The sequence below is a fragment of the Streptomyces olivaceoviridis genome, assembly GCF_014650115.1.
GTDB lineage: Bacteria > Actinomycetota > Actinomycetes > Streptomycetales > Streptomycetaceae > Streptomyces > Streptomyces olivaceoviridis.
The window spans coordinates 64,772-88,800 of the sequence record NZ_BMUI01000018.1; the positions used below are offsets into that span (position 1 = coordinate 64,772).

Annotated in this window: 21 protein-coding genes and 2 pseudogenes; 16 read left to right on the plus strand and 7 right to left on the minus strand. The window is 72.3% G+C overall.

All coding sequences use genetic code 11. The annotated features are described in order from the left end of the window. Positions 1-36: 36 nt before the first annotated feature. Positions 37-2,178, minus strand: a complete 2,142-nt coding sequence (locus IE273_RS28910) for a S9 family peptidase (RefSeq protein ID WP_189818117.1) — start codon at positions 2,176-2,178, stop codon at positions 37-39. A 173-nt stretch (positions 2,179-2,351) separates the two neighbouring features. Between IE273_RS28910 and IE273_RS28915 the strand changes: the two genes are divergently transcribed. The 3 genes and pseudogenes from IE273_RS28915 (at position 2,352) to IE273_RS28925 (ending at position 6,198) form a co-directional block, all read left to right on the plus strand. Then, a complete protein-coding gene (locus IE273_RS28915) occupies positions 2,352-2,546 on the plus strand; it encodes a hypothetical protein (RefSeq protein ID WP_014674786.1) in 195 nt (64 codons plus the stop codon). A 957-nt stretch (positions 2,547-3,503) separates the two neighbouring features. Beyond that, positions 3,504-5,165, plus strand: a pseudogene (locus IE273_RS43885) (DEAD/DEAH box helicase family protein); the annotation flags it as partial. 529 nt (positions 5,166-5,694) lie between these two features. Next, positions 5,695-6,198 carry an N-6 DNA methylase gene (locus IE273_RS28925; RefSeq protein WP_229887663.1) on the plus strand — a complete coding sequence of 168 codons (504 nt, stop codon included), beginning with the start codon at positions 5,695-5,697 and terminating at the stop codon, positions 6,196-6,198. Between the two features lie 12 nt (positions 6,199-6,210). Here the strand turns inward: IE273_RS28925 and IE273_RS28930 are convergent, their stop codons facing one another. Together IE273_RS28930 and IE273_RS28935 are read right to left on the minus strand one after the other, a co-directional pair. Next, positions 6,211-6,420 carry a DUF397 domain-containing protein gene (locus IE273_RS28930; RefSeq protein ID WP_189818118.1) on the minus strand — a complete coding sequence of 70 codons (210 nt, stop codon included), beginning with the start codon at positions 6,418-6,420 and terminating at the stop codon, positions 6,211-6,213. Then, positions 6,417-7,142 carry a Scr1 family TA system antitoxin-like transcriptional regulator gene (locus IE273_RS28935; RefSeq protein WP_189818119.1) on the minus strand — a complete coding sequence of 242 codons (726 nt, stop codon included), beginning with the start codon at positions 7,140-7,142 and terminating at the stop codon, positions 6,417-6,419. The genes IE273_RS28930 and IE273_RS28935 overlap by 4 nt, the downstream gene beginning before the upstream one ends. Positions 7,143-7,356: 214 nt before the next feature. On the opposite strand from IE273_RS28935, the gene IE273_RS28940 reads away from it, so the two are divergent. The 11 genes from IE273_RS28940 (at position 7,357) to IE273_RS28990 (ending at position 17,978) form a co-directional block, all read left to right on the plus strand. Next, complete coding sequence (locus IE273_RS28940) at positions 7,357-7,764, plus strand: ATP-binding protein (RefSeq protein ID WP_189818120.1); 408 nt, start codon at positions 7,357-7,359, stop codon at positions 7,762-7,764. Between the two features lie 225 nt (positions 7,765-7,989). After that, on the plus strand, positions 7,990-8,919 hold the full coding sequence (locus tag IE273_RS28945) for a helix-turn-helix domain-containing protein (RefSeq protein WP_189818121.1): 930 nt from the start codon (positions 7,990-7,992) through the stop codon (positions 8,917-8,919). A gap of 52 nt (positions 8,920-8,971) precedes the next feature. Then, positions 8,972-9,589 carry a Uma2 family endonuclease gene (locus tag IE273_RS28950; RefSeq protein ID WP_189818122.1) on the plus strand — a complete coding sequence of 206 codons (618 nt, stop codon included), beginning with the start codon at positions 8,972-8,974 and terminating at the stop codon, positions 9,587-9,589. Positions 9,590-9,708: 119 nt separating this feature from the next. Next, a complete protein-coding gene (locus IE273_RS28955) occupies positions 9,709-10,389 on the plus strand; it encodes a hypothetical protein (protein WP_229887656.1) in 681 nt (226 codons plus the stop codon). 48 nt (positions 10,390-10,437) lie between these two features. Further along, the gene (mshB, locus tag IE273_RS28960; protein WP_189818123.1) at positions 10,438-11,298 is read left to right on the plus strand and encodes an N-acetyl-1-D-myo-inositol-2-amino-2-deoxy-alpha-D-glucopyranoside deacetylase; all 861 of its coding nucleotides are present in this window, start codon (positions 10,438-10,440) and stop codon (positions 11,296-11,298) included. Next, a complete protein-coding gene (locus IE273_RS28965) occupies positions 11,295-11,711 on the plus strand; it encodes a DUF6113 family protein (protein ID WP_189818124.1) in 417 nt (138 codons plus the stop codon). Before mshB ends, IE273_RS28965 begins: the two co-directional genes overlap by 4 nt. 193 nt (positions 11,712-11,904) lie before the next feature. Continuing rightward, a complete protein-coding gene (locus IE273_RS28970; protein WP_189818125.1) occupies positions 11,905-14,364 on the plus strand; it encodes a hypothetical protein in 2,460 nt (819 codons plus the stop codon). Between the two features lie 140 nt (positions 14,365-14,504). Continuing rightward, positions 14,505-15,431 (plus strand): ABC transporter ATP-binding protein, encoded by a 927-nt coding sequence (locus IE273_RS28975; protein WP_189818126.1) that lies wholly within the window; start codon positions 14,505-14,507, stop codon positions 15,429-15,431. After that, positions 15,428-16,168: an ABC transporter permease gene (locus tag IE273_RS28980; RefSeq protein WP_189818127.1), complete on the plus strand. Its 741-nt coding sequence runs from the start codon at positions 15,428-15,430 to the stop codon at positions 16,166-16,168. Before IE273_RS28975 ends, IE273_RS28980 begins: the two co-directional genes overlap by 4 nt. Before the next feature lie 5 nt (positions 16,169-16,173). Next, positions 16,174-17,367, plus strand: coding sequence for a sensor histidine kinase (locus tag IE273_RS28985; protein WP_189818128.1), 1,194 nt, complete (start codon positions 16,174-16,176; stop codon positions 17,365-17,367). After that, complete coding sequence (locus IE273_RS28990; protein ID WP_189818129.1) at positions 17,364-17,978, plus strand: response regulator transcription factor; 615 nt, start codon at positions 17,364-17,366, stop codon at positions 17,976-17,978. Before IE273_RS28985 ends, IE273_RS28990 begins: the two co-directional genes overlap by 4 nt. Before the next feature lie 15 nt (positions 17,979-17,993). Here IE273_RS28990 and IE273_RS28995 read toward each other — a convergent pair whose 3' ends face one another. After that, positions 17,994-18,860 carry a transglutaminase family protein gene (locus IE273_RS28995; RefSeq protein WP_189818130.1) on the minus strand — a complete coding sequence of 289 codons (867 nt, stop codon included), beginning with the start codon at positions 18,858-18,860 and terminating at the stop codon, positions 17,994-17,996. 546 nt (positions 18,861-19,406) lie between these two features. Further along, positions 19,407-20,411: pseudogene (locus IE273_RS29000) on the minus strand (GNAT family N-acetyltransferase); the annotation flags it as partial. Between the two features lie 140 nt (positions 20,412-20,551). On the opposite strand from IE273_RS29000, the gene fdxA reads away from it, so the two are divergent. Then, a complete protein-coding gene (gene fdxA / locus IE273_RS29005; RefSeq protein WP_014674796.1) occupies positions 20,552-20,872 on the plus strand; it encodes a ferredoxin in 321 nt (106 codons plus the stop codon). A gap of 132 nt (positions 20,873-21,004) precedes the next feature. Beyond that, the gene (locus tag IE273_RS29010) at positions 21,005-22,102 is read left to right on the plus strand and encodes a bifunctional succinyldiaminopimelate transaminase/glutamate-prephenate aminotransferase (protein ID WP_189818131.1); all 1,098 of its coding nucleotides are present in this window, start codon (positions 21,005-21,007) and stop codon (positions 22,100-22,102) included. A 98-nt stretch (positions 22,103-22,200) separates the two neighbouring features. Here the strand turns inward: IE273_RS29010 and IE273_RS29015 are convergent, their stop codons facing one another. Both IE273_RS29015 and IE273_RS29020 read right to left on the minus strand, forming a co-directional pair. Further along, positions 22,201-22,683, minus strand: a complete 483-nt coding sequence (locus tag IE273_RS29015) for an ATP-binding protein (RefSeq protein WP_189818132.1) — start codon at positions 22,681-22,683, stop codon at positions 22,201-22,203. 286 nt (positions 22,684-22,969) lie between these two features. After that, a complete protein-coding gene (locus IE273_RS29020) occupies positions 22,970-23,986 on the minus strand; it encodes a VldE C-terminal domain-containing protein (protein WP_189818133.1) in 1,017 nt (338 codons plus the stop codon). Between the last annotated feature and the right edge of the window lie 43 nt (positions 23,987-24,029).

Genomic DNA, 24,029 nt, shown 5'->3' on the forward strand with positions numbered 1-24,029 from the left:
GTATAGCGGCACGACTTCCGTGAAGTTGCCTGTGTGTTAACGCGGTTCACCGGCGTCTGCGGGCCGGGACAGGGACCGGCGGAGGAAGTCCAGCTGGAGCAGGAGCAGGTTCTCCGCGACCGTCTCCTGCGGGGTCATGTGGGTCACCCCGGACAGCGGCAGCACCTCGTGCGGGCGGCCGGCGGCCAGCAGGGCGGAGGACAGGCGCAGGGAGTGCGCGACGACCACGTTGTCGTCCGCCAGCCCGTGGACGACCAGCATCGGGCGGTGCGGCTCGGCGGGGTCGACCAGGCCCGCGTCGTCGATCACCGAGTTGCGCCGGTACACCTCCGGCTGCTCGTTCGGGTCGCCGAGATAGCGTTCCTGGTAGTGGGTGTCGTACAGCCTGAGGTCGGTGACCGGCGCGCCGACCACCGCCGCGTGGAAGACGTCCGGGCGGCGCAGCACCGCCAGCGCCGCCAGGTAGCCGCCGAAGGACCAGCCCCGGATCGCCACCCGGGTCAGGTCCAGCGGGAACCGCTCGGCGAGCGCGTGCAGGGCGTCGACCTGGTCCTGGAGGACGACCGCCGCCACGTCGTCCCGGATCGACTTCTCCCAGGCGGGCGAGCGGCCCGGGGTGCCCCGTCCGTCGGCGACGACCACCGCGAAGCCCTGGTCGGCGAACCACTGGGAGGTGAGGTGGGCGTTGTGCGCGGCGGCCACGCGCTGGCCGTGCGGACCGCCGTAGGGGTCCAGGAGAACCGGCAGGGGAGTGTCACCGGGGTAGTCCCGTGGCATAAGCACGGCGCACGGAATTCGGCGTGCGCCCCCCTGCGTGAGAGTGACCCGGGGGGACAAACCGGGATCTTCGGCGTACGACCGGACAGTAGCCGTCTGTTTTCCGTCACACAGCACCTGGACCCGGGCGCCCGGCCGGTCCAGCGCGGCGGACACGAGGACGGTCACGTTCCCCGCGCGCACCGCCGAGTGCACACCGGGCTCCCGCGACAGGCGCTCCACGCCCAGTTCGTTCACCCGGTACACATGAACTTCGCCAATTTCCGGCGCCTCGGCCTCCGGGCCGGAAGAGGCGGAAACCAGTACGTCGTCCGCACCCACGTCCAGAACCGCCCGCAGATGCAACTGACCGCTGGTCAAGGGACGTTCGCCGACCGCCAGGACTCGTGCGCCGCCCTCGTCCGCGATACGGACAAGCTGCCCCGAGGGGCTCCAGCAGGGCACACCGGCGAACAGTTCCAGCCAAGTTGGATCTTCATCGGCGTGCACCATCCGCGTGGCCCCGGAATCCGGCTCCACCGCCAGGTACAGCTGGCTGCGCTGATCCCGCGCCTGCACCAGCAGCAGCGGCGCACCCGCCTCTGACCAGTGCACACGTGCCAGATACGGGTAGCGCCGGCGGTCCCACACCACCTCCGTGCGCGTCCCGTCCAGCCCGTACACGAACAGGCGGACGTCCGCGTTGGGGGTGCCCGCGGCCGGGTACCGGATGCCGGCCGGCTCACGGTCCGGGTGGGCCGGATCGGAGATCCACCACCGCCGTACCGGCGTGTCGTCCACGCGTGCCACGAGCAGCCGGTCCGATCCCGGCGCCCACCAGAAGCCCCGCGAACGCGCCATCTCCTCCGCCGCGATGAACTCCGCGAGGCCGTAGGAGACGTCCGCCGACTCCGGCTCGGCCAGCGCCCGGTCGCCGTCGCCCCCGGCGCCCACGACCCGCAGCGCGCCCCCGGCGACGTACGCGATGTGCCGGCCGTCGGGGGCCGGGCGCGGGTCGATCACCGGACCTGGGACGGGGAGTTCGCGTGCCGTCCCGGCGCGCAGCTCCGCCGCGAAAAGCCGCCCTGACAAGGCGAAAGACGCCAACTCCAGGGCACTGTCGGTGGCATAGCCGATGATCCCGGCGCCGCCCTCGCGGCTGCGCTCGCGGCGCGCCCGCTCCTCGGCCGAGAGCTCCTCGGCGGCACCCTGGAGGAGCGCGCGCGGATCGGCCGCCAGGCGCTCCGCACCCCCCGGAAGATCCATGACCCACAGGGAGTTGGCCCGGTCGGTGCCCGAGCCGGAACGCAGGAACGCGACACGCGAACCGTCGGGTGCCACGGTGAACGCACGCGGCGCGCCGAGCGTGAACCGCTGGGTCCGGGCGTGCCGACGGGGGAAGGAGTCAGCCTCGGTCGTCATACCCCGACCATATTGGCCATGCGCCCCCTTGTGCGGCTGTGCGCCGATCGATGCGCGAGTACGGATAGTTATGATCACTACCGCAGAGTGGGTAGGAACCTGCTGTCGTCTGCATGGAATTGCTCTACTGATCTGGAACCCGCGTCCCCTGGGATCTTTGGAGGTGAGCCGCCGTGGCACTCTCGATTTCGGCGGTGGTGCTGCTGGCGATCATCGTCTTCCTGCTGATCAAGAAGTCAGGGCTGAAGGGCGGCCACGCGGTCGTCTGCATCCTGCTCGGCTTCTATCTCTCCTCCTCGACCGTGGCTCCCACGATCAGCGAGCTGACGACCAACGTTGCGAGCATGATCGGCAGCATCAAGTTCTGACGGCCGGCGTGGCGACGGCGGCTGGACGACTGGCGACCTGATCCGGTCGCCAGCTGTCCGATCCCGCTGCTCGTAGCCGCCTGACTCCGTAAGCTGTGCCGTCCTGGACGAGCGAGGCTTAGGGGCCGGAGGGCGCACGACGAGAGCGTGGACAAGCGGCTTCGGGGGCTTGCGAAGGCGTCCCCCAACTTCGGGCGCCTTTACGGGTACCAGCCGCTGCTCGCCATCTATGGTTCGCAAGCGGAGCTCACCGTCTTCACCAATCCGAACGTCGCCTACGTCAGCGCAGGCCAGTTCGGTGAGGTGCTGGCCGAGGAGTTCGTCACGCGGACGGGCACGCGTGTCCAGGGGACGAACCAGGTCGACCGCATCAACGCTCTGACCCGGGCCGGCGTCCTCGTCGGCTGGAGCCGTGATGCCTTCCACAAGCTGCGCCGGGGCCGCAACGATGCCGCGCACAACCATCTCTTCGACACCACGAAGGCCCTGGAAGCCCTGAAGCTGTGCTGGCAGCTGGGTGACCTCTTCGACCGCGCCATGGGCGGCACCCGCGCGGTGACCGCGTTCGTCCCCCCCACCTTCCCGGCCGAGACGCCGGAGACCGATCCGCAGGAGATCGCGGAACTGCGCGTGGCGCTGGAGGGGCACCAGCGCACGCTGGCGGAGTCCCGGGTAAAGCTGTCGGAGGTCGGCGACCGCCTGGAGGCGGAGCGCCGAGCCCGTGCCGAGGCAGAAAGGATCATCGCTGGCGCCGAGCAGGCCAAGGCGACGTACGCCGCACAGGTCGAGGAACTGCGGGCACAGGTCGCGGAACTGAGGGCCACCCATCAGCAGCGGTACGACGTCGAACGGCTCAAGCCCCGCCCGATCGCCTCCGCCGCCCGTGACGCGATCGTGGAGCGCGCCCAGCGCCCCGCCCCGCTCAACGAGGTACAGGCACGGGAGAAGATCGATGCCATGCTGGCCAAGGCGGGCTGGCTGATCCAGGACAAGGCGGACGCCAACCCGCTGGCGGGTACGGGCGTCGCCATCCGCGAGTTCACCCTCGCCACCGGCCGCGCCGACTACGTCCTCTACGTCGACGGGAAGATCGTCGGCGTCATCGAGGCCAAGCGCGAGGGGACCCCCCTGGCCGGTGCCCTCGCCCAGAACGAGCGGTACGCGGCGGGCGTGCTCAAGGAGCACGCCCTGGCCGTGTGGCGCCGCGACGAGCCCTTCGCGTTCCGCTACGCCACCACCGGCACCGAGACGTACTTCCTCAACCGTGTGGACCCGGACGCCCGCTCCCGCGAGGTCTTCACCTTCCACCGCCCGGACACCGTCCTCGCGTGGATGCGGCACGCCGACGAGCACCCGGACGCGCCGACCTTCCGAGCGGCCCTGCGGACCCGTATGCCGCTGCTGGAGACCCATGGCCTGCGCATGGCCCAGGTGGAGGCCATCACGGGCCTGGAGGGCTCCCTGGCGGCCGACCAGCCGCGCGCCCTCATACAGATGGCCACGGGCGCCGGCAAGACGTTCACCGCCGTCACCGAGACCTACCGGCTGCTCCGGTACGCGGGTGCCCGCCGGATCCTCTTCCTCGTCGACCGCAACAACCTCGGCCGCCAGGCCCGCGCGGAGTTCGACAAGTACCGCACGCCGGACGAGAACCGGAAGCTCACCGACCTCTACAACGTCGACATGCTGGGCCGCGGCGGCCTCCAGGAGACCTCCTCGGTCGTCATCTCGACGATCCAGCGGATGTACGCCCTCCTGAAGGGCGAGCCGCTGGACGACGGGCCGGAGACCGAGGACCGCGAGGACGACGCGGCCTCGCCCCTGGACGAGTCCTACGTGGCGGACGAGCCGATCACGGTCGAGTACAACCCCGACGTCCCGATCGAGTCCTTCGACGTGATCGTCGTCGACGAGTGCCACCGCTCCATCTACGGCCTGTGGCGCGGGGTCCTGGAGTACTTCGACGCCCACCTCGTCGGCCTCACCGCCACGCCCACCCGCCAGACCAAGGGCTTCTTCGACCACAACGAAGTCTCGCGCTACACCTACGAGCAGGCTGTCGCCGACGGCGTGAACGTCGACTTCGACATCGTGCGCATCAAGACCGACCTGCGGGACGAGGGCGCCGTCGCGACGATCGAGGCGGGCACGACGGTCCGCATCCGCGACCGGCAGACCCGTGCCCAGCGGTACGAGGAGCTGGACGAGGACTTCACCTACACCGCCCCGCAGATCGGCCGCACGGTCATCACGGAGGACGAGGTCCGTGCCGTGCTGACGGTCTACCGGGACAACTGGAAGCGTTGGTTCCCCGGCCGGGCCGACCTCCCCAAGACACTGATCTTCGCCGGTCCCTACGACGACCACGCCGATGAGGTGCTCAAGCAGGTCAAGCAGGTCTTCGGCCGGGGCGACGAGTTCGCCAAGAAGATCACCTACCGCTCCCGCGACAACGGCGACGACCCCGAGGCCCTGATCAACGATCTGCGCAACTCGCCCCGGCTGCGAGTTGCGGTCACCGTCGACATGATCGCCACGGGCACGGACGTGAAGCCGCTGGAGTGCGTGATCTTCCTGCGGCCGGTGAAGAGCCCGGTGATGTTCGAGCAGATGAAGGGGCGCGGTGCCCGTTCCATCGACGCGGACGAGCTGAAGGCGGTCACCCCGGAGGCGGCGCCCGACCTGAAGAAGGACCGTTTCGTCCTGATCGACGCGGTCGGCGTCACGGACTCCCCGCTGGTGGACGCCCGCCCGCTGATCCCGGCCGGAGCCGAACGCGGTGTCTCGCTGGCCAAGCTCCTCGACAAGGCCGGCACGCGGTCCCTGACGGCCGACGAGGCGGAGACGCTGGCGCGCCGCCTGGCCCGCATCGACCGACAGCTGGGCGACGAGGAGAGGACGCTCCTGGCCCGGACGTCCGGGGGAGTGAGCCTGGCCGACCTGGCCCGCCGCATCACGGACGCGGTGGATGTGGACACCCAGGACCGGGCCCGGCACGAGGGCGGCCCCGAACTGGCGCAGAAGCTGGTCCAGGACGCGGTGGCCCCGCTCACCGCCCGCCCGGAGCTGCGCAAGCTGATCCTGGAGATCCGTCACCAGCAGGACCTGTCTCTTCGAGGGCGGCGCGGGCGAGAAGGTCCGCCGCAAGCTGCTCGACGAGTTCGACCTGCACACCATCCTGCGGCTGCCCACTGGCATCTTCTACGCGGGCGGCGTGAAGGCGAACGTCCTCTTCTTCGAGAAGAAGCCCCCGCGCGCGGACGGCAAGCCCCACACCACCGAGACGTGGGTCTACGACTTCCGCACGGGCCAGCACTTCACGCTCAAGCAGCGCCCGCTCACCCGCGCCCACCTGGACGACTTCGTGACGGCCTACCGGCCGGGCGAGCCCCGCTCCTCCCGCGTCGAGTCCGAGGACGAGAACGGGCCGTTCAAGAAGTTCAGCTACGAGGACCTGATCGCCCGCGACAAGGTCAACCTCGACATCACATGGATGAAGGACCCATCCCTCGACGACGCCGACAGCGGCCTGCAGCCCGAGGTGATCGCCGAGGAGATCGTCCGCGACCTCCAGTCCGCCCTGACGGAGTTTACGGCCATCGCCCGCTCCCTGGGCGGCGACGTGGACGTACCGGAGGTCGAGGCCGAGTAGGGGAGTGCCCGGTCAGCCCCCGCTCGCGTACGGCACGAAGCCGGCCCACGCGGCGGGGGCGAAGGCCAGCTGGGGACCCTCGATGTTCTTGGAGTCACGCACGTGGACGGTGCCGGGCTCGGTGGCGATCTCGACGCAGGAGTCGCCTTCTGGCCCGCTGCTGTAGCTGCTCTTGAACCAGGCCAGGTCGGAGGTGTCCGTGGCGGAGGCCTTGCGGATCATGTTTCTCCCAGCATTCGCTCGATGAGGGCCAGTGTCTCCCCGGGCGGAAGAGCCTGCGCCCGGATCGTGCCATACCGCAGGTCGAGAATGCGTAGCTGCCTCGGATCAGAGGCAGGGCGGCCGTTGAATGCGCCGTCGGAACGCCCTACCGCTGTTCCGTCCTCGAACTTCAGCAGTTCGATCCTGCCGCTCATGCCTGGGTGGGCAACGCTGTCCATCGGCATGACCTGAAGTGAGACGTTGTTCAACCGCCCGACTTCCAGCGGGCGTTCGAATTGCTGTTCGAAGAGAGCGCGTGCGTAGTCAGGCGTCTGCAGCAGGCCGGCGATGCTGCTGCACTCGTACACCCCGATCTCGACCGCCCGCGCCTCCAACTGCGCCAGGTCCCGCACCTTCTTCGGATACCGGACCTTCTTCACGTCCTCCCTCATCGCCGCGATGAGGCCCTTGGCGTCCAGCACCTCGTCCGCCGTGTCCAGGTACTCGGGCCGGGGGATGCGCTTCCCGGCCTCGATCTTGTAGACGAGATCCTCGCCGTACCCGACCGCCACCGCGAACTCACCGACCCGCATGCCAGCCGCCTCCCGGCGGAGCCTCAACTGCCGGCCCACCGTGGCCACCACGGCAAGCGCCCAGTCGTCGTTCGGATCCACCTCCCACCCCGGCTCCTCGGACTGGTCCGTCCCGGTCCTGACCCGCACCGCCTCACCGTTCACCGACATGCGTGCCCCTCCGTTGCGTTGCTCCGTACCGTCACGTCCTGCGCGCACGAGCCGTACCGACAGTCCGGACAGCACCGGACAAGCCTTGGGTGATCACGGTACGCAACCCTGTGATTACTCCTCACGGTATGCCCGGTCGGCCACGCTGAGTGACGTGAATCAGGGATTCGCCGAAGCTAGGACTCAACCCGACGGCAGGGTCCGCAACTTCAGCATGCTGCTGTCCTGCACTCCGCGCCGTGCCCGCCTCGCCCGGCTGCTCGCGGTGAACGCGCTGCGGAACCGGGCGCTCCCGGACGAGCGGGCGAGTCACGTCGTCGCCGAGCCGGCGGCCAACGCGGCCATCCACGGCCGCGTACCCGGACGCAGCTTCCGCCTGACGCTCTACGTGGTCGGCGGCACGCTCCGCATCGAGGTCGCCGACACGCGCGGTGACCGGCGGCCCGTGCTGCGGGAGCCCGGAGCCGGCGCCGAGTCGGGCCTGGGGCTTCTCCTCGTGGACGCACTCGCCGACCGGTGGGGAACCAGCGAAGGGTGCTTTCCGCGCAAGACCGTCTGGGCGGAGATCGGCTTCACGGCACCGGAACCCGACCCCACGCGCTCCGGTGCCGTCGGCGACTGAAAGACAAAGAACGCTGGGGGAAAGCACCCCCGCCAAACCCCACCTCCCGCCCGTGGTCGCACTCACTCGGGCGGGTGAACATCTCCGGTCCCACTGGATTTCGCAGCCGCCGAGGCCCGACGCTCGGCGCAGCGCACCACCACAACCGCAGACATGAGACGGCCCCCGCCGGGACGGCAATCCCAGTGCGAGGGCCTGACCACCGAGGAAGAAGAGAGCTTCCCGATGGGTACCGAGAACCCTAGCGTGCCCCCGCACGCCCAGGCCCGCCTTGCGGGCAACAAGCACCCGAACCAGGGGCCCGGCACGGCCCACCGCTCCGGTGGGCTCCAGCACGACAACTCCCGTCACACCACACGCTTCACGGTGGTCGGCAACCACCTGGCGCAGCACAGGGAACTCTCGCTCCTCGCGATCGGACTCGGCGTGCACCTCCAGTCGCTGCCGCAAGGTGCCCCGGTCGACATCAAGACCCTCGCCGCCCGGTTTCCCGAGGGAGCCACCCGTATCGCCGCCGCCCTGCGCGAGCTGGAGGCCCACGGCTACCTGCGGCGCGAGCGCCACCGCACCCCTGCCGGCCGCATCGTCACCCGCACGGTCTCCTGCAACCAGCCGGCGGCGGCCCGCCACCGCTCCGATGCTCACGGCCACCCGGAGGCTCACGCGGAGGCACCGCAGCGGCGGGAGGCGCGCCGGGGGAGCACGCCGTGCCGGGCGCGCGAGAAGCCGACGCCCCGCAAACCGCTCCCCGCCGTGCCGAGCCCCGCGTACGCCGCCCCCGCGCTCCTGGAAGCCGCCACCGGCCTCCTCGCGGACCTCCACCGCCACGACCCCCGGCTGCTCCTCTCCGCCCGCGACACGGCCCACCTGGCCCTCGGCGTCGCCGCCTGGCTGGAGCGAGACGTCACCTCCGCCGCCGTACGCCGTGCCTTGACCGCCGACCTGCCGCCGGAGGGCGTTCGACGCCCCGCGGTGCTCCTGGCACACCGCCTGACCGCCCAGCTACCGCCTCCGCCGCCGTTCCGGGCGCCGGCTGTCCCGCAGCCACCCCGGCACCCGATGCGGAACTGCGACGGCTGCGACCGCGCCTTCCGCTCACCCGACCCCGGAACCCGCTGCCGGGAGTGCCGAACCGAACTCCGGGAGGCCGCCTAGCATGAACGTGACGATCCTTGCCCCTGGGCACAGACGACGAGGAGCGAGCGCCATGACCATCGCACCCGACAACGCGCAGCAGGGCGCCTCCCACGTCTACCGGGCCATGCGCGACTTCGTGCAGTCCATGGACGACACGCTGCCCGGCAAGTTCGAGATCACCAAGGAAGGGATCGTCCACGACATGATGTCGCCCGTGAAGCAGCACGAGCTCACCGTGCTGCGCCTCCGGAAGCGCCTGGAAAAGGTCATGCCGGAGGAGATCGTCGCGCACACGGGTGAACCCGATGTGGAGGGCGAATTCGAGGGGATCATGCGCCGTCCCGACGTCATGGTGATCGCCGAGGAGGACATGGAAGGGGACGGGACCTTCGATCCTCGTACGCTTCTCGCGGCCGTCGAGATCGTCTCCCGTTCCAACCCGGACAACGACTGGGTCGGAAAGATGCGCGACTACCCGCTGCTCGGCATCCCCGTCTACGGCGTGTTCGACCCGCGCACAGGCACCGGTGCCGTATTCACGGACATCCACTCCACACCGGACGGCCCCCGCTACGCCACCCGCAAGGACTTCGTCTACGGCGAGGACGTCACCATCGGGGAGTGGACCATCCCCACGAGCGGCCTGCCGCGCTACCACGACGACGAAGCGGAAGAGACCGAGTCCTGAGGGAGTCGATCCGGAAGCAGAAGGACTTGTTTCGGTCACCTTCGATCGAATTTTGCTCGCCAGCTTGGCCGCCCCCCCTGGCGATTCCGCGATCGTACTCATAAAGATCTTGAGGGAGAGTGATCACGGGGCTGCGCATGGCTGTTTCCAGACCGCAGACGCGTCAGTTCGAGGCGTTCATGACGAACCTGTCCTACGCCCGGCGGATGGTCGAGGCGGGTCGGATGCTCACGCCCTTTCGGTCACCCACGATCGACATCGACGACTTCTATCGGGCGGCCTGGGTCCAGGCCGTCGGTGCCATCGACCACTGGCTGCACGAGGAGGTTCTGCGTCGGGTGGCCGAACTGACCATCAAGGACAGCCCCGAGATGCCGCACCAGCTGCGGATGTGCGAACTGCCGTTGCACCGGGTCGAAGCGGTTCGGCGGGGGGAGGTCACGCTCTCCGAGGCCGTCGTGGAGCACCTGCACGACAAGCTGGCCGTGCAGGCGCTCCAGCACCCCGGCAAGATTTCCGAGGTGCTCAAGCTGGTGACGGAGAAAAAGGTCTGGTTCGAGGCGGCGGGGTGTATCAATCAGCACTTCTTCCAGGGGCGGACCACGTTCAACGAGAAGAAGCTCCGCGGCCGGTACCTGGAAATCACTCAGCGCCGCAACAAAATCGCGCACGACGCCGACCTGATCGACGGCGACCTCAAACAGCGCCGCCCGATCGACGAGGCGGAGGTGACGGACGCCATCGACTGGATCGAGCGGATCGCCCTGGCCATCGCGCACGTCCTCGACGGCGAGGGATGACCGACCGGGGTTCGGCGAACCGCCCGGCCGCCTCATAGGCTGGCCTCCATGACGGAACTGCCCTCCCGGCGTCTTCTCCTGGTGCACGCGCACCCGGACGACGAGTCGATCAACAACGGCGCGACCATGGCCCGGTACGCGGCCGAGGGTGCCCATGTGACCCTGGTCACCTGCACCCTGGGGGAGCGGGGCGAGGTCATCCCGCCCGAGCTGCGGCACCTGACGGGTGCCGCGCTGGGCGCGCACCGGCGCGGCGAGCTGGCCGCGGCCGTGTCCGCGCTCGGCGTCACGGACGCCCGGCTGCTCGGCGGCGCCGGGCGGTACGGCGACTCGGGCATGATGGGCCTCGCCGACAACGACGACCCCGGCTGCTTCTGGCGGGCCGACGTCGACGAGGCCGCCGGGAGGCTCGCCGAGGTGATCCTGGAGGTCCGCCCCCAGGTCCTCGTGACGTACGACGACGACGGCGGCTACGGCCACCCGGACCACGTCCAGGCCCACCGCGTCGCCATGCGCGCGGTCGACCTCGCGGCCGAACGCGGCCACCGGATCGCCAAGGTGTACTGGAACCGCGTCCCGCGCTCCGTCGCCGACGCGGCCTTCGCCCGCCTCCAGGACGAGCTGTCCGCACTGCCGTTCGACAAGGGCGCCGCCGTGGACGACGTACCCGGCGTGGTGGCCGACGAGCGGATCACCACCACGATCGACGGCACCGCGTACGCCGCCGCCAAGGCCGCCGCCATGCGCGCCCACGCCACCCAGATCGAGGTCGCCGAACCGTACTTCGCGCTCTCCAACGAACTCGCCCAGCCGCTGTTCACCACCGAGTACTACGAGTTGGTGCGCGGTCCGGGGCAGCGCGGGGAGACCGACCTCTTCGCCGGCCTCGACCTCGGGGAGGCGTCATGAGCGACGGCGGGAACGGCTCCCTGCTCGCCCAGCCGCTGCGCCCGCCCTCCGCGGGACGGGCCGCCGCCCTCGTCGGCCTGTTCCTGCTCGGCGCCGTCACGGGCCTGGCCGGGGCCCTCCTCCAGGCCGCCTGGTTCCCCGGCGGGCTGCTGCTCGCGCTCGCGGGCGCCGCCGGACTGTTCCTCGGCGGCGCGTACGCCACCGGCGGCCGGGGCGGGGCGGTCGCGCCGGCGGCGGGCTGGGTCGTCGCCGTCCTCCTGCTCACCACCACGCGCCCGGAGGGCGACTACCTCTTCGGCGCGGGCGGCAGTTCCTATCTGTACCTGCTCGGCGGCATGGCCCTCGCTGTGATCTGCGCCACCGTTGGCGCGGGACGGCAACCGCGCGGCGGCCCTGCCCGACTTGGCAAGTGACGTACCACTTCGCCGCGCGGCGCGGGCGCGAGTCCGGTGGGGGTTTCCTCGGCGGTCATGGGATACGCGCCAGAAGTGGCCAGTATGGTGGTGCGCGCCGCCGAGCCTCCCCCAAGTTCTCGACTGCGCTCGAACAGGGGGCACCCCCAGCTGAGGTCGAAACGGGCGGCGGAGCCAACCGGGAGAACCTGCCTTGAGTCGTGAAACTGACACTCCGTCCTCCGGGCCCAACGGGCGCGGCGGAGCCGCATACCCCTCCGGCACGCCGCCGTACGGGACCCCCATGGCTTCCGACGACGGTACGGGCGCGGGCCGTTCGGGCACGCGGCCGGAGGAGAAGAAGACCGAGACCACGCTGACGACCCGGATCCGGATCAACATCCCCGGGTCCCGGCCCATCCCGCCGGTCGTCGTGCGCAAGCCCGTCGGGGACGGCGAGGGCGCCGAGGAGGCGCCGGCCGCCGAGCCGCTGCCCGTGGCCGACCAGCCGTCCGCCGGTACCGCCGAGGCCCCGGCCGAGCCCGCCGCCCAGGCGGAGGAGAAGACCAGCGACTGGTTCGCGCCGCGCAAGTCCGGCGCGCCCAAGGGCGGTCCGGGCGGCGGTGGCACGAACGGCGCCGGGATGTCCGGCGGTTCCGCCGCCACCCCCGCCTCCTCCGGCGTGTCGGGTGCCCGTTCGAGTGGTCCGGGAGCTTCGGGTGCGGCCGGTACCACCGGCGCACGCTCCGGCGGCGGCCGTCCCGGTGGCGTGGTCGGCTCCATGAGCGCGCCGGGCGCTCCCCGCTCCGGCGGCACGAACGGCAAGGGCCTGCCCGGCGCCACCGGCGGCCCGGTCGCCCCGGGGCACGGCGGCGGCACCGGCTCCTTCGACGTGACCGAGGCCCTGACCGCGGGCCCCCTCGGCGGCGGCTCCCGACCCGGCTCCACCGGCTCCGAGGAGCCCCGCCGTGACGACCTGCCGTACTTCTCGGAGAACGGCGGCCAGGACGACTTCGGTACGGGCACGTCGGGCGCCGGGGGCCAGGACGGCTACGGCGCCGGCGCGGCCGGGGCCAACAGGCACGACGGCTACGGCGGTGCCGCGGGCGGTGCCCGCGGGAACGGCGGTCCCGGCGGCGTCAGCGGCTTCGACGGCCCCGGTGGCCATGGCGGCCCCGGCGGCCCGCAGGGCGGACCGGCCGGTCCCACCAGCGGCCCGGTGACCGGCGACGGCACCCTCGTCCCGCCGGCCGCCGGTGGCGTCGGCATGGGGCCGGGCGAGCCCTTCGACGGCCCGGCGGGCGCCGGCTTCGGCGGCCAGGGCACCCCGTCGGCACGCAGCGCCCTTGCCGACATCGCCGATCTCGACGCGCCCGGCGTGGCGGGTGGCTTCAACGGACCCGGCGGTGCCGGCCGGCCCGGCGGTCCCGGCGTCCCCGGCGGTCCGGGGCTCAACCCCGGCGGCCCGGCGGGCCGTGGCCCCGGTGGCGGGCTCAGCGACGACACCGCGATCCTCACCCCGCAGAAGCCGGCCCCGGAGCCGGGCACGCCCGGATACCGGCCCCCGTCCGCCGACAACGTCTCCGGACACACCGTCACCAGCGGCATCCCGGTCGTCCCGAACGCCGGCAAGCCCCCGTTCGGCACCCAGCCCGGCGGCCCGGCGGCGTCCACGGCGCCCAAGCCGGAGCCGGCCGCCGCGCCCAAGGCTGCGGGCAAGCCGAAGAAGAAGGGCCGCAGCAAGCTTATGCTGCTCGTCGTCGGCGTGTTCGTCGTGGCGGGCGGTGCCTACGGCGCCGGACTGCTGATGAACCACACCGACGTGCCCAAGGGCACCACCGTGCTCGGTGTCGACATCGGCGGCGGCACCCGCGACGACGCCGTCAAGAAGCTGGACGACGCCTTCGGCAGCCGGGTGAACAAGCCGCTGAAGCTGGCCGTGGGCGGCAAGACGGTCACCCTCACGCCGGAGAACGCCGGTCTCCAGTTCGACTACCAGGCCACGGTGAGCGGGGCCGCCAAGAGCGACTACAACCCGGTCCACGTCGTCGGCTCCCTCTTCGGGCAGAAGCGCGTGGTCCAGCCGGTCATGCCGGTGGACGAGGAGAAGCTCCAGGCCGCGCTCCAGCAGGCCGGCGGCGGTTCGGGCTCGGCCACGGACGGCACCATCAAGTTCGAGTCCGGCGGCAAGGCCGTGGCGGTCTACGGCAAGGCGGGCAAGGCCATCGACGCGGGCCGCTCGACCACGGCGGTCGAACAGGCGTACCGCACGCTGGTGGAGACGGGCAGCACGCCCCCGGTCGCCGTGCCGACCACCATCAAGCAGCCGACGGTGTCGAACGCCGAGGTGGACCGAGTGATGAACGACTTCGCGAAGCCCGCGATGTCCGGCATCGTCAAGGTGCAGACCGACGCGGCGCACGTCATCCGGTTCGGTCCGCTGTCGCTGCCGAAGATCCTCGGCTTCAAGGCCGTGGACGGCAAGCTCGTGGACACGTACGACCTGGGCGCGCTCAAGGAGGCCTACGGCACCACCTTCGACGGCGTGCAGATCCAGACCGCGACCGGGAAGCGCGGCGTCCTGCCGCAGGACGTGGTCGGCGCGCTGCGCCAGGCCCTGCGGGGCAAGACGGAGGCGGAGCGGGTCGGGGTCATCGACACCAACCCGAGCTAGCCGGCTGATTCCGGGGGCGCCCCTGCCCAGGGGGCGCCCCCTCGCCGTGTCCGTCACCCGCACCGCGTGACATCTGTCATGCGGCACTGAGGACCCCCGACACTGCCCGCTCCCGGGCCCCCGCCGCCAGCATGGACGGCATGACGACGACAGCGGCACCGGCCACCACCCCGGTGGTCGGGTTCGACCAGGTGACCAAGACGTACGGGAGCGTGCGGGCCGTCGACGGCCTCTCGCTCCGGCTGTACCCGGGCGAGACCGTCGCCCTCCTCGGCCCGAACGGGGCCGGCAAGTCCACCACCCTGGACCTGCTCCTCGGGCTCAAGCAGGCCGACGGCGGCACGGTGGGCCTGTTCGGCGGCAGCCCCCGCGAGGCGATCGTGGCCGGCCGGGTCGGGGCGATGCTCCAGAGCGGCGGCCTGATGGACGGCGTCACCGTCGCCGAACTGGTGAAGCTGGCCTGCTCCCTGCACCCGCGGCCGTACCCGGTCTCCGACGTGCTGGCCCGGGCGGGCATCGCCCAGATCGCCGACCGCAAGGTGGACAAGCTCTCCGGCGGCCAGGCGCAACGGGTCCGGTTCGCCCTCGCCACCGCCGGCGACAGCGATCTGATCATCCTGGACGAGCCGACCACCGGCATGGACGTCGCCGCCCGCCAGGCCTTCTGGGCCACCATGCGCGAACAGGCCGACCAGGGCCGTACGGTCCTCTTCGCCACCCACTACCTGGAAGAGGCCGACGCCATCGCGGACCGGGTCCTGGTGCTGCACCGGGGCCGGCTCCTCGCCGACGGCACGGCCGCCGAGATCAAGGCCAAGGCGGGCGCGCGGCGGATCTCCTTCGACCTGGCCGGCGAGATCGACACCGGCGCCCTGCGCGGGCTGCCGTTCCTCACCTCGATCGACGTATCGGGCCAGACCGTCCGCATCCAGTCCGCCGACGCCGACGCGACCGTGCACGCCCTCTACGGCCTCGGTGTCTACCCCCGCAACCTCGAAGTCGCCGGGCTCGGTCTGGAGCAGGCCTTCGTCGCCATCACGGAGGCCGAGGAGGCCAAGCAGTCGTGAACGCCCTCATCAAGCTCGAACTGGCCCGCGCCCTGCGGAACAGGAAATTCCTGTTCTTCTCGGTGCTCTACCCCTCGATCATCTACCTGATCTTCTCCAGCAGCGCCGGCTCGGCCGGGCGGGTCGACGGCACCGGTCTGACCGTCGCCACCTACCTGATGGTCTCCATGGCCTCCTTCGGCGCCCTGACCGCCGTCCTGATGGGCAACAGCGAGCGCATCGCCAAGGAGCGCGAGAGCGGCTGGGTACGGCAGCTACGGCTGACCCCGCTGCCCGGACGCGGCTACGTCCTCGCCAAGACCGCGAGCGCCGCGGTGGTGAGCCTGCCGGCCATCGTCGTCGTGTTCGCCGTCGCCGCCGGCGTCAAGCACGTACGCCTGGACGTCTGGCAGTGGCTCGCGCTCACCGGGGTCATCTGGGCCGGCAGTCTCGTCTTCGCCGCGCTCGGCGTCGCCATCGGCTACCTCGCCTCCGGGGACGCGGTCCGCCCGATCACGATGATCGTCTACTTCGGCCTGTCGATCCTCGGCGGCCTGTGGATGCCGTCCACGACCTTCCCGCGGGTCCTCCAGGACATCGCCAAGTGGCTCCCCACGCACGCGTACGCTGCCCTGGGACGGGCGATCGAGCAGAGCCAGGCCCCGCACGCGGCGGACATCGCCGTCCTCGCCGGCTACTTCGTCCTCTTCGCGGGCGGCGCGGCCTGGCTGTACCGGAAGGACACGCTGAAGGCGTGAGCGCGATGACGGAAGACCCCCTGACCGGCGAGAAGCCGCCGGAACACCAGGTGCGGCTGGGCCAGCGCCCCCGCACCCGGCGGGACCTGCCGGCCAAGGTGCTGTGGATCGGCGTGTGGCTGGTCTTCCTCAGCTCACCGGTCGGCGACCTGGTCGGCGGCCACCACACCGCGCGCGCCACCCTCGCCGGCTCCCTCGGCCTGGCCGCGTTCGTCGGGGTCTACCTGACGCTGGTCTTCCGCAACATGGGCCGGTCCTTCGCGCCCCGGACCGTCGTCGGCCTCATCGCGGTCCTGGCCGTCCTGGCCCCCGTCCTCGCCTACACCCTCGGCAGCGCCTGGCTCGGCCTCTTCGTCTACCTGTCGGTGGCGTGCGGGGCCACCCTGCCGGTCCGGGCGTCGTACTGGGCGATCCCGGCGACGGCCACGCTGATGTACCTCGTCGGGCTGCGCTCGAACGAGAAGGAGGCCCGTGGCCTGCTGTTCCTCGTCGTGCTCATCGGGTTCGCGATGGTCGGTGTCGGGCAACTGGTGCGCACCACGATCGAGTTGCGCAAGGCGCGGGCCACCGTCGCCCAGCTCGCCGCCAACGAGGAGCGGCTCCGCCTCGCCCGCGACCTGCACGACCTGCTCGGCCACTCCCTGTCGCTGATCACGCTCAAGAGCGAGCTGGCCGGCCGGATGCTGCCCGACCACCCCGACAAGGCGGCCCAGCAGGTCGCCGACATCGAGCAGGTCAGCCGGCAGGCCCTGGTGGACGTCCGGGAGGCCGTCACCGGCTACCGGCGGCCCCGGCTCGCCGCCGAACTCGCCGGCGCCCAGGTCGCGCTGACCGCCGCCGGGGTCGTCGCCGAGGTGCCCGCCGAACCCGACCTCGCCGGCGTGCCCGAGGAGGCCGAGTCCGCGCTGGCCTGGGCGCTGCGCGAGGCGGTCACCAACGTGGTCCGGCACAGCGGCGCCGACCGCTGCGTCGTACGGCTGCTGCGCCGTCAGACCCTGGACGGACCGGTGCTCGAACTCTCTGTCGAGGACAGCGGGAGCGGGGGCTCGGGGAAGGGGCCCGGCAATGGCCTGACCGGGCTGACCGAGCGCCTGGAGAAGGCCGGCGGCAGCCTGGAGGCGGGCCGGGCCCGGCACGGGTTCCGGCTCGTCGCCCGTGTGCCCACGGCCGCCGGGGCGGACATAGGATCCGGGGCATGACGAGCATGATCAAGGTCCTCCTCGCCGAGGACCAGTCGATGGTCCGCGAGGCGCTGGCCGCGTTGCTCGGCCTGGAGGACGACATCGAGGTCGTCGCCCAGGTGGCGCGCGGCGACGAGGTCCTCGCGGCCGTCGGCGCGCACGGCGTGGACGTCGCGCTGCTCGACATCGAGATGCCCGGCTGCACCGGCATCGAGGCCGCGGCCCGGGTGCGCCGCGCACATCCAGGGGTCAAGCTGGTCGTCCTGACCACCTTCGGGCGCCCCGGCTACCTGCGCAGCGCCATGGAGGCGGGCGCCGACGCCTTCCTCGTCAAGGACGCCCCGGCCGCGCAGCTCGCCGAGGCGATCCGCAAGGTGCTGGCCGGCGAGCGGGTCATCGACCCCACGCTGGCCGCCGCCGCGCTCGCCGAGGGCGCCAACCCGCTCACCGAGCGCGAACGCGAGGTGCTCCGCGCGGCGGCCGACGGCTCCACCAACGCCGAACTCGCCCAGGCGCTGCACCTGTCCCAGGGCACGGTCCGCAACTACCTGTCGACCGCCATCCAGAAGCTGGCCGCGCGCAACCGGGCGGAGGCGGTACGGATCGCCCGGGACAAGGGGTGGCTGTGAGGGACCACCCCGGACTCAGTTGAGCTTGGACCTCGCCGTGCGCGCCTCCTGCCGGACCTTGCGGGCCGCCGACTCGTCCACCACCTCGATCAGGTCGGCGTAGTGCTGTAGTTCCTCGGCGCCCGCGACGAACTCGCCGCGCTGCACCAGCAGTTGCCCGCGCTCGTAGCGAAGGCGTGCCGGGTGCGAGGGGATGAGCAGCGCCAGCTCCACCGCCCGCAGCGCGACGTCCGACCGCTCCGGCCGGGCCGCCGCCCACGCCCGGATGTTGTTCAGGACGCGCTGGACGACCTCCAGGGGAGGCGCCGGCTCCAGCATCGAGGGGTCCAGGGACGTGCCCGTGGCGCCCACGACCAGCAGCTCGGCGTCCGGCCCGGTGAGCACCCGGCCACCGTCGAACGGATCGGCCAGCACCTGCTCCGCCGCCGACCCGAACCCGACCACGAAGTGCCCCGGCAGCGCGACGCCGTACACGGGGGCGCCCGCCCGGCGCGCGACCTCCAGCCACACCACCGACAGCAGGATCGGCAGCCCGCGCCGTCGCCGCAGCACCTCGTGCAGCAGGGAGGACTCCAGCCGCTGGTAGTCGCCCGGCGTCCCGTGGAACGCGTGGCGGGTGCCGAGCAGCCGCCGTACGGCCTCCGCCCACGCCCGTGGCCCGCCCGGCCGGAACGGCAGCTCGCCCGCCAGCCGGTCCAGCTCCGCCTGCGCGGCGTCGATACCGGCCTCGTCCAGCGAGCCGTCCGTCACCGCGCCGATCAGCAGACACAGCGCCGACAGGTCCGGCCGCTCGGACCGGGCCTCCTCGGCGAACCGCCGCCGCAACTCGGCGGAGCGGTCCTCGGAGGGAGGGTACGGGGGCGGCAGATACGGATGGCTCATGGCAGCCTCATGCCCTTCCACGGCACGTTCTACGGCTCCCCGAAGCGGGATGCCCGCGGTGCTCGGGTCGCCGGGTGGCCGCCGGGCTGCGCCGGGCCGCCACAGCGGCTGCCCGGCAGGGTCGGGCTGCTGGGGTGGTTGGCGGGCTGGGTTCGGCCGCCGGGGCGGTTGCTCGGGTGGGTCGGGCTGCCGGGGTCACTACCCGGCCGGGTCGCGCTGCCGGGATGGCTGCTCGCGCGGGTCCGGCCGCCGGGGCGGTCGCTCGCGCGGGTCCGGCCGCTGGGTATGGCGCCGTGCCGGGGGCGGGTACGGGGCGCGTCACTTGCCTGGGTCCAGGGTCTCGGGGTTCTCGCCCGGCAGGAACCGGGTCTCGGGGTTGTCCTCAGGCAGGGGCCCGGTCTCGGGGGCGCCTTCCGGTAGGGGCCCGGTCTCGGGGGCGCCTTCCGGCAGGGACCCGGTCCCGGGCGTGTCGCCCGGTGAGGGCCGTGTCTCGGGCGTGTCCGCCGGCGAGGGCCGGTCGGCGGTGGTGGGGGGCTGTTCCGGCAGGCCCTGCTCTTCGGGGGCCCGGTAGTGGTGGTAGGCGTGGTGGGGGGTGAAGCCCAGGGCGCGGTAGAGGGCTCGGGCGGAGTCGTTGTCGGTCTCCACCTGGAGCCAGGCCGCCGAGGCGCCCTCCTCCAGCGCGCGCCGGGCCAGCGCGGCCATGACCTCGGTGGCCAGCCCCTGCCGCCGCCGGCCGGGGTCCACCTCGACGGCGGCGAACCCGGCCCACCGTCCGTCCACGACACACCGCCCGATCGCCGCCGGCGGCTCGCCCTCCCCGGCGCCGGGCACGGAGGCGAACCACACCGACGGTCCGGAACCGAGCACCCGCAGGGCCACCTCGCTCACCCCCTTGCGCTGGTACCGCGCGAGCCACGCCTCGTCCGCCGTCCGGGACAGGACCACCCCCGCGCCCCCGGCCCGGTCCGCGACCGGCGCCAGGGCCCCGGTCCACAACTCGGCGGTCACCTCGCGCACCCAGCCGCGCCGCTCCAGCTCCGCGCACAGCATCTCCTGCGTGCCCTCGGCGCCGGTCGCGGTCTGCGCGTACGCGGGCAGGCCGCGCTCGCCGTACCAGCGTCGTACGGCCGCCAGGGCCGCGTCGAGCGGAAGCCCGGGGTCCCCGAGCGGCAGCACGCTGTTGGCGCGCCGCGTGAACCCGCCGGCCGCCCGCAGCTCCCACTCGCCCAGCCGCTCGCTCTCCACCGGCCGCCACGCCCGGGAGGAGATCCGCACGAGTTCCGGGTACGTGGCGGCGGGCCCCCTGCGCCGCGCCGGGGCGGCGGGCACGACCTTCCCGGCGACCAGCGCGGATTGCGGGATCCGGACCCGTTCGCCGTCCCGCCGTGTGATCATGAGCACGCCACCGTCCCATGATGTGAGAACACCCACCGTGTCAGTGAACTTCTCCGGTCCGCCACCGGGTTCGCCCAACCGCCGTACAGAGACCCGTTTCCCCACGTCAGCAGGGGTGATTCGGACCTCCAGGCGTCCTTTCGCCGAGATTTCCACTGGTCAGTTCACCCCTCCTGTTCGGATCATGCTCCGGAACGGAGATACTAGGGGCGGGCATCGACGACGCCGCGCTCCCGCGCGCCAGGCGGCGGAGCCTGAGGAGGCCCGCCAGCGCCCTATCGAGGAGGAACGACAGCGTGACCTACGTCATCGCGCAGCCTTGTGTCGACGTCAAGGACAAGGCGTGCATCGAGGAGTGCCCGGTCGACTGCATCTACGAGGGCCAGCGGTCCTTGTACATCCACCCGGACGAATGCGTCGACTGTGGTGCCTGTGAGCCGGTCTGCCCGGTCGAGGCGATCTTCTACGAGGACGACGTCCCGGAGGAGTGGAAGGACTACTACAAGGCGAACGTCGAGTTCTTCGACGAGCTGGGCTCGCCCGGCGGCGCCAGCAAGCTGGGGCTGATCGAGCGCGACCACCCCTTCGTCGCCGCGCTGCCGCCGCAGGGCGAGTGACCGACTGAGCACCAAGCGGCCGCCCGCCACACAGCGCCGCGCCGCCTCGGTCCCGTACGGCCCGATCAGCCCGATCGGTGCCGCACGGGACCGAGGTGTTTGCCGCACCGTACGAAAGTGAGCCTGATTCCCGTGTCCGCAGTCTCCGACCGGCTTCCCACCTTCCCCTGGGACAAGCTGGAGCCGTACAAGAAGACGGCCGCGGCCCACCCGGACGGCATCGTCGACCTCTCCGTCGGCACCCCGGTCGACCCGGTCCCCGAGCTGGTCCAGAAGGCCCTGATCGACGCGGCCGACTCCCCGGGCTACCCGACCGTCTGGGGCACCCCCGCCCTGCGCGACGCGATCACCGGCTGGCTGGAGCGCCGCCTGGGCGCGCGCGGGGTCACCCACCGGCACGTCCTGCCGGTCGTCGGCTCCAAGGAGCTGGTGGCCTGGCTGCCGACCCAGCTCGGCCTCGGCCCCGGCGACAAGGTCGCCTACCCGCGTCTGGCCTACCCCACGTACGAGGTCGGCGCCCGCCTGGCCCGCGCCGAGTACGAGGTCTACGACGACCCGCGCGACCTGGACCCGGCCGGCCTGAAGCTGCTCTGGCTGAACTCGCCGTCCAACCCCACGGGCAAGGTCCTCTCCCGGCAGGAACTCACGGACATCGTCGCCTGGGCCCGCGCCCATGACGTCCTCGTCTTCTCCGACGAGTGCTACCTGGAGCTGGGCTGGGAGGCCGACCCGGTCTCGGTCCTGCACCCGGACGTCAACGGCGGCTCCTACGACGGCATCGTCGCCGTCCACTCCCTCTCCAAGCGGTCCAACCTGGCGGGCTACCGCGCGGCCTTCGCCGCCGGCGACCCGGCCGTCCTGGGCCCGCTGCTGGAGATCCGCAAGCACGGCGGCATGATGACCTCCGCGCCGACGCAGGCGGCGGTCGTGGCCGCGCTCGGCGACGACGCCCACGTGCACGAGCAGCGCGAGCGCTACGCCGCCCGCCGCGAGGCGCTCCGCGCGGCGCTCCTCGCCGACGGCTTCCGCATCGAACACAGCGAGGCGAGCCTCTACCTCTGGGCCACCCGCGACGAGTCCTGCTGGACCACGGTCGCCCGCCTGGCCGACCGGGGCATCCTGGTGGCCCCGGGCGACTTCTACGGCGAGGCGGGGAAGAACCACATCCGCGTGGCCTTCACGGCGACGGACGAACGAGTGCGAGCAGCGGTGGCCCGCCTGACCGCGTAGCCGGCCCGTCCGTGTCGACGGGGCACAGACCGACGGCGCACAGACCGACGGGGCCCAGGAGAGGCGCCTGGACCCCGTCGGCGTTCACAGCCGGGCGCTCAGCCGCCCAGCGGCAGACCCTTGGTCGGCAGGGAGGACGTCGGCAGGGAGGACGTCGGCAGGGAGGACGTCGGCAGCCCGCCCTTGGTGAGGGCGTCCGTCGGCAGCCCGCCCTTCGTGGCACCGGAGGCCGTGTCCCCCAGGACACCGCCCGCGGTCCCGGCCACGTCGCCCGCGGCCTTCTGCGCCGCCGGGGCCGCCTTCTTCACGGCGGCGCCGCCGGTCTTGCCCGCGGCCGGCACCGCCTGCTCGACCGCCTTGCCGCCCGTGCGGCCCGCGACCGTGGTGACGCTCTGCGCGGCACCGTCGACGGCGTTGCCGACGTGCGCGCCGTCCAGGGCGGTCAGACCGCCCAGGTTCGGGGTGGCCGCCGGCAGATTCGTGGCCGCTCCGGCGGAGCCGGCCGCACCGACCCCGGCAGCCGCTCCCGCTGCGACGAGCAGCGCGGCACGGGCGATCCGGCGGGTCAGAGGGAGGGACATGATGCTCCATTCGACGGGAGAGAACGGTGTCTGTGTCCAAGCCCGTCTCCGGCTCGGACGCCGTGACTACCGCTCGAAGCCCGCGAAGGTTGCGGACGCCCCAGGTAAAGAATGGATAACGCGTCGCATTATCAGGTGTGGATAAAAACGGGCAAAGGACGTCCGCCGGAAATCGTGCAGAATCCTTCCCGCCCTTGATTCCCAAGGGTTCCCGGGACGGGCACGCCATCCGCCCGAACCGTCGTACGCCCCGGCCGCGCACAACCCGCCGGAGTGATCGTCCGTACTACTGTCCGGCCACGATCCGCACCGAGCCCACGGACGTCTCCACGGACTGCCCGGCGGAGCTCTGCGCGCCCCCGGCCCCGTCCGACCCGGCCGTCCGCCACTCGCCGCCGTCGCTCCCCGCGGTCCACACCCGGCCCGCGTACGCCACCCGCTCGATGTGCAGCGCCGAGGAGTGGGCCACCGCCCACTGCGCCAGCTGCCAGCCCCGCTCCCGTTCGCCCCGCCCGGTCGCGTCCGTCTTCGTACCGTCCGGCACCGGGACCGTCACCGTCCGCCCGCGCGCGGTCGCGGTCACGCTCGGCGACGGGGACGGCGACGGCACGGGCGTCCCGCCCACCACCGCGCCGGTCTCCTGGAGCGCGTCCCGCCCGAAGTCCCGTACCAGCGCGGCGCGCACCGCGTCCGGGCCGGTCGCCGAGGTCGTGCGCTGCGGGCGCCCGTCGCAGGTCAGCGTGGCCGCCGCCCGCCCGGTCAGGGCCGCCGCCAGCAGCGTGGCGTCCTGCTCGTGCTTGGCGTACGCCTCCGGGTAGCCGCTGCGCTGCACCCGCTGCGCGGCCACCGTCAGCGGCAGGTCGGTGTAGTCCGGCACCCTGGCCAGGTGCGCGTAGAAGATGCCCGCCGCGTAGGCCGGGTCCATGATCTGCCGCTCGGTGCCCCAGCCCTGCGAGGGACGCTGCTGGAACAGTCCCAGCGAGTCCCGGTCGCCGTGCTCGATGTTCCGCAGCCCCGACTCCTGGATGGCGGTCGCCAGCGCGATCGTCACGGCCCGCTCGGGCATCCCGCGCCCGGTCCCGACGGCGGCGATCGTCGCCGCGTTCGCCGCCTGCTCGGGCGTGAACTCGTACGACGCCCCGTCGTCCGAGGGCGAGACCACCGTGCAGCCGCGCGCACCGCCGCCTCCGGTGACGTACTGCACCACGAGGTACGCGGCGACACCGCACAGGACCAACAGGGCCGCGGCGTAACGGAAGAGGCGCCCGCGGCGCTTGGGACGGGTGGGGGACGGCTCTGACACGCGTACAAGGTACTGGAGCTCCCCGGGCCCCCTGCGCCGGGTC

Excerpts from the sequence above, each read along its gene's own strand:
- IE273_RS28975 (WP_189818126.1), top strand. The coding sequence starts at position 14,505 with ATGACGACGACAGCGGCACCGGCCACCACCCCGGTGGTCGGGTTCGAC.
- IE273_RS28965 (WP_189818124.1), top strand. The coding sequence starts at position 11,295 with ATGAGCGACGGCGGGAACGGCTCCCTGCTCGCCCAGCCGCTGCGCCCG.
- IE273_RS28985 (WP_189818128.1), top strand. The coding sequence starts at position 16,174 with ATGACGGAAGACCCCCTGACCGGCGAGAAGCCGCCGGAACACCAGGTG.
- IE273_RS28995 (WP_189818130.1), bottom strand. The coding sequence starts at position 18,860 with ATGAGCCATCCGTATCTGCCGCCCCCGTACCCTCCCTCCGAGGACCGC.
- IE273_RS28940 (WP_189818120.1), top strand. The coding sequence starts at position 7,357 with ATGCTGCTGTCCTGCACTCCGCGCCGTGCCCGCCTCGCCCGGCTGCTC.
- IE273_RS28910 (WP_189818117.1), bottom strand. The coding sequence starts at position 2,178 with ATGACGACCGAGGCTGACTCCTTCCCCCGTCGGCACGCCCGGACCCAG.
- IE273_RS28950 (WP_189818122.1), top strand. The coding sequence starts at position 8,972 with ATGACCATCGCACCCGACAACGCGCAGCAGGGCGCCTCCCACGTCTAC.
- IE273_RS28990 (WP_189818129.1), top strand. The coding sequence starts at position 17,364 with ATGACGAGCATGATCAAGGTCCTCCTCGCCGAGGACCAGTCGATGGTC.
- IE273_RS28935 (WP_189818119.1), bottom strand. The coding sequence starts at position 7,142 with ATGTCGGTGAACGGTGAGGCGGTGCGGGTCAGGACCGGGACGGACCAG.
- IE273_RS28945 (WP_189818121.1), top strand. The coding sequence starts at position 7,990 with ATGGGTACCGAGAACCCTAGCGTGCCCCCGCACGCCCAGGCCCGCCTT.
- IE273_RS29015 (WP_189818132.1), bottom strand. The coding sequence starts at position 22,683 with ATGTCCCTCCCTCTGACCCGCCGGATCGCCCGTGCCGCGCTGCTCGTC.
- mshB (WP_189818123.1), top strand. The coding sequence starts at position 10,438 with ATGACGGAACTGCCCTCCCGGCGTCTTCTCCTGGTGCACGCGCACCCG.
- IE273_RS28930 (WP_189818118.1), bottom strand. The coding sequence starts at position 6,420 with ATGATCCGCAAGGCCTCCGCCACGGACACCTCCGACCTGGCCTGGTTC.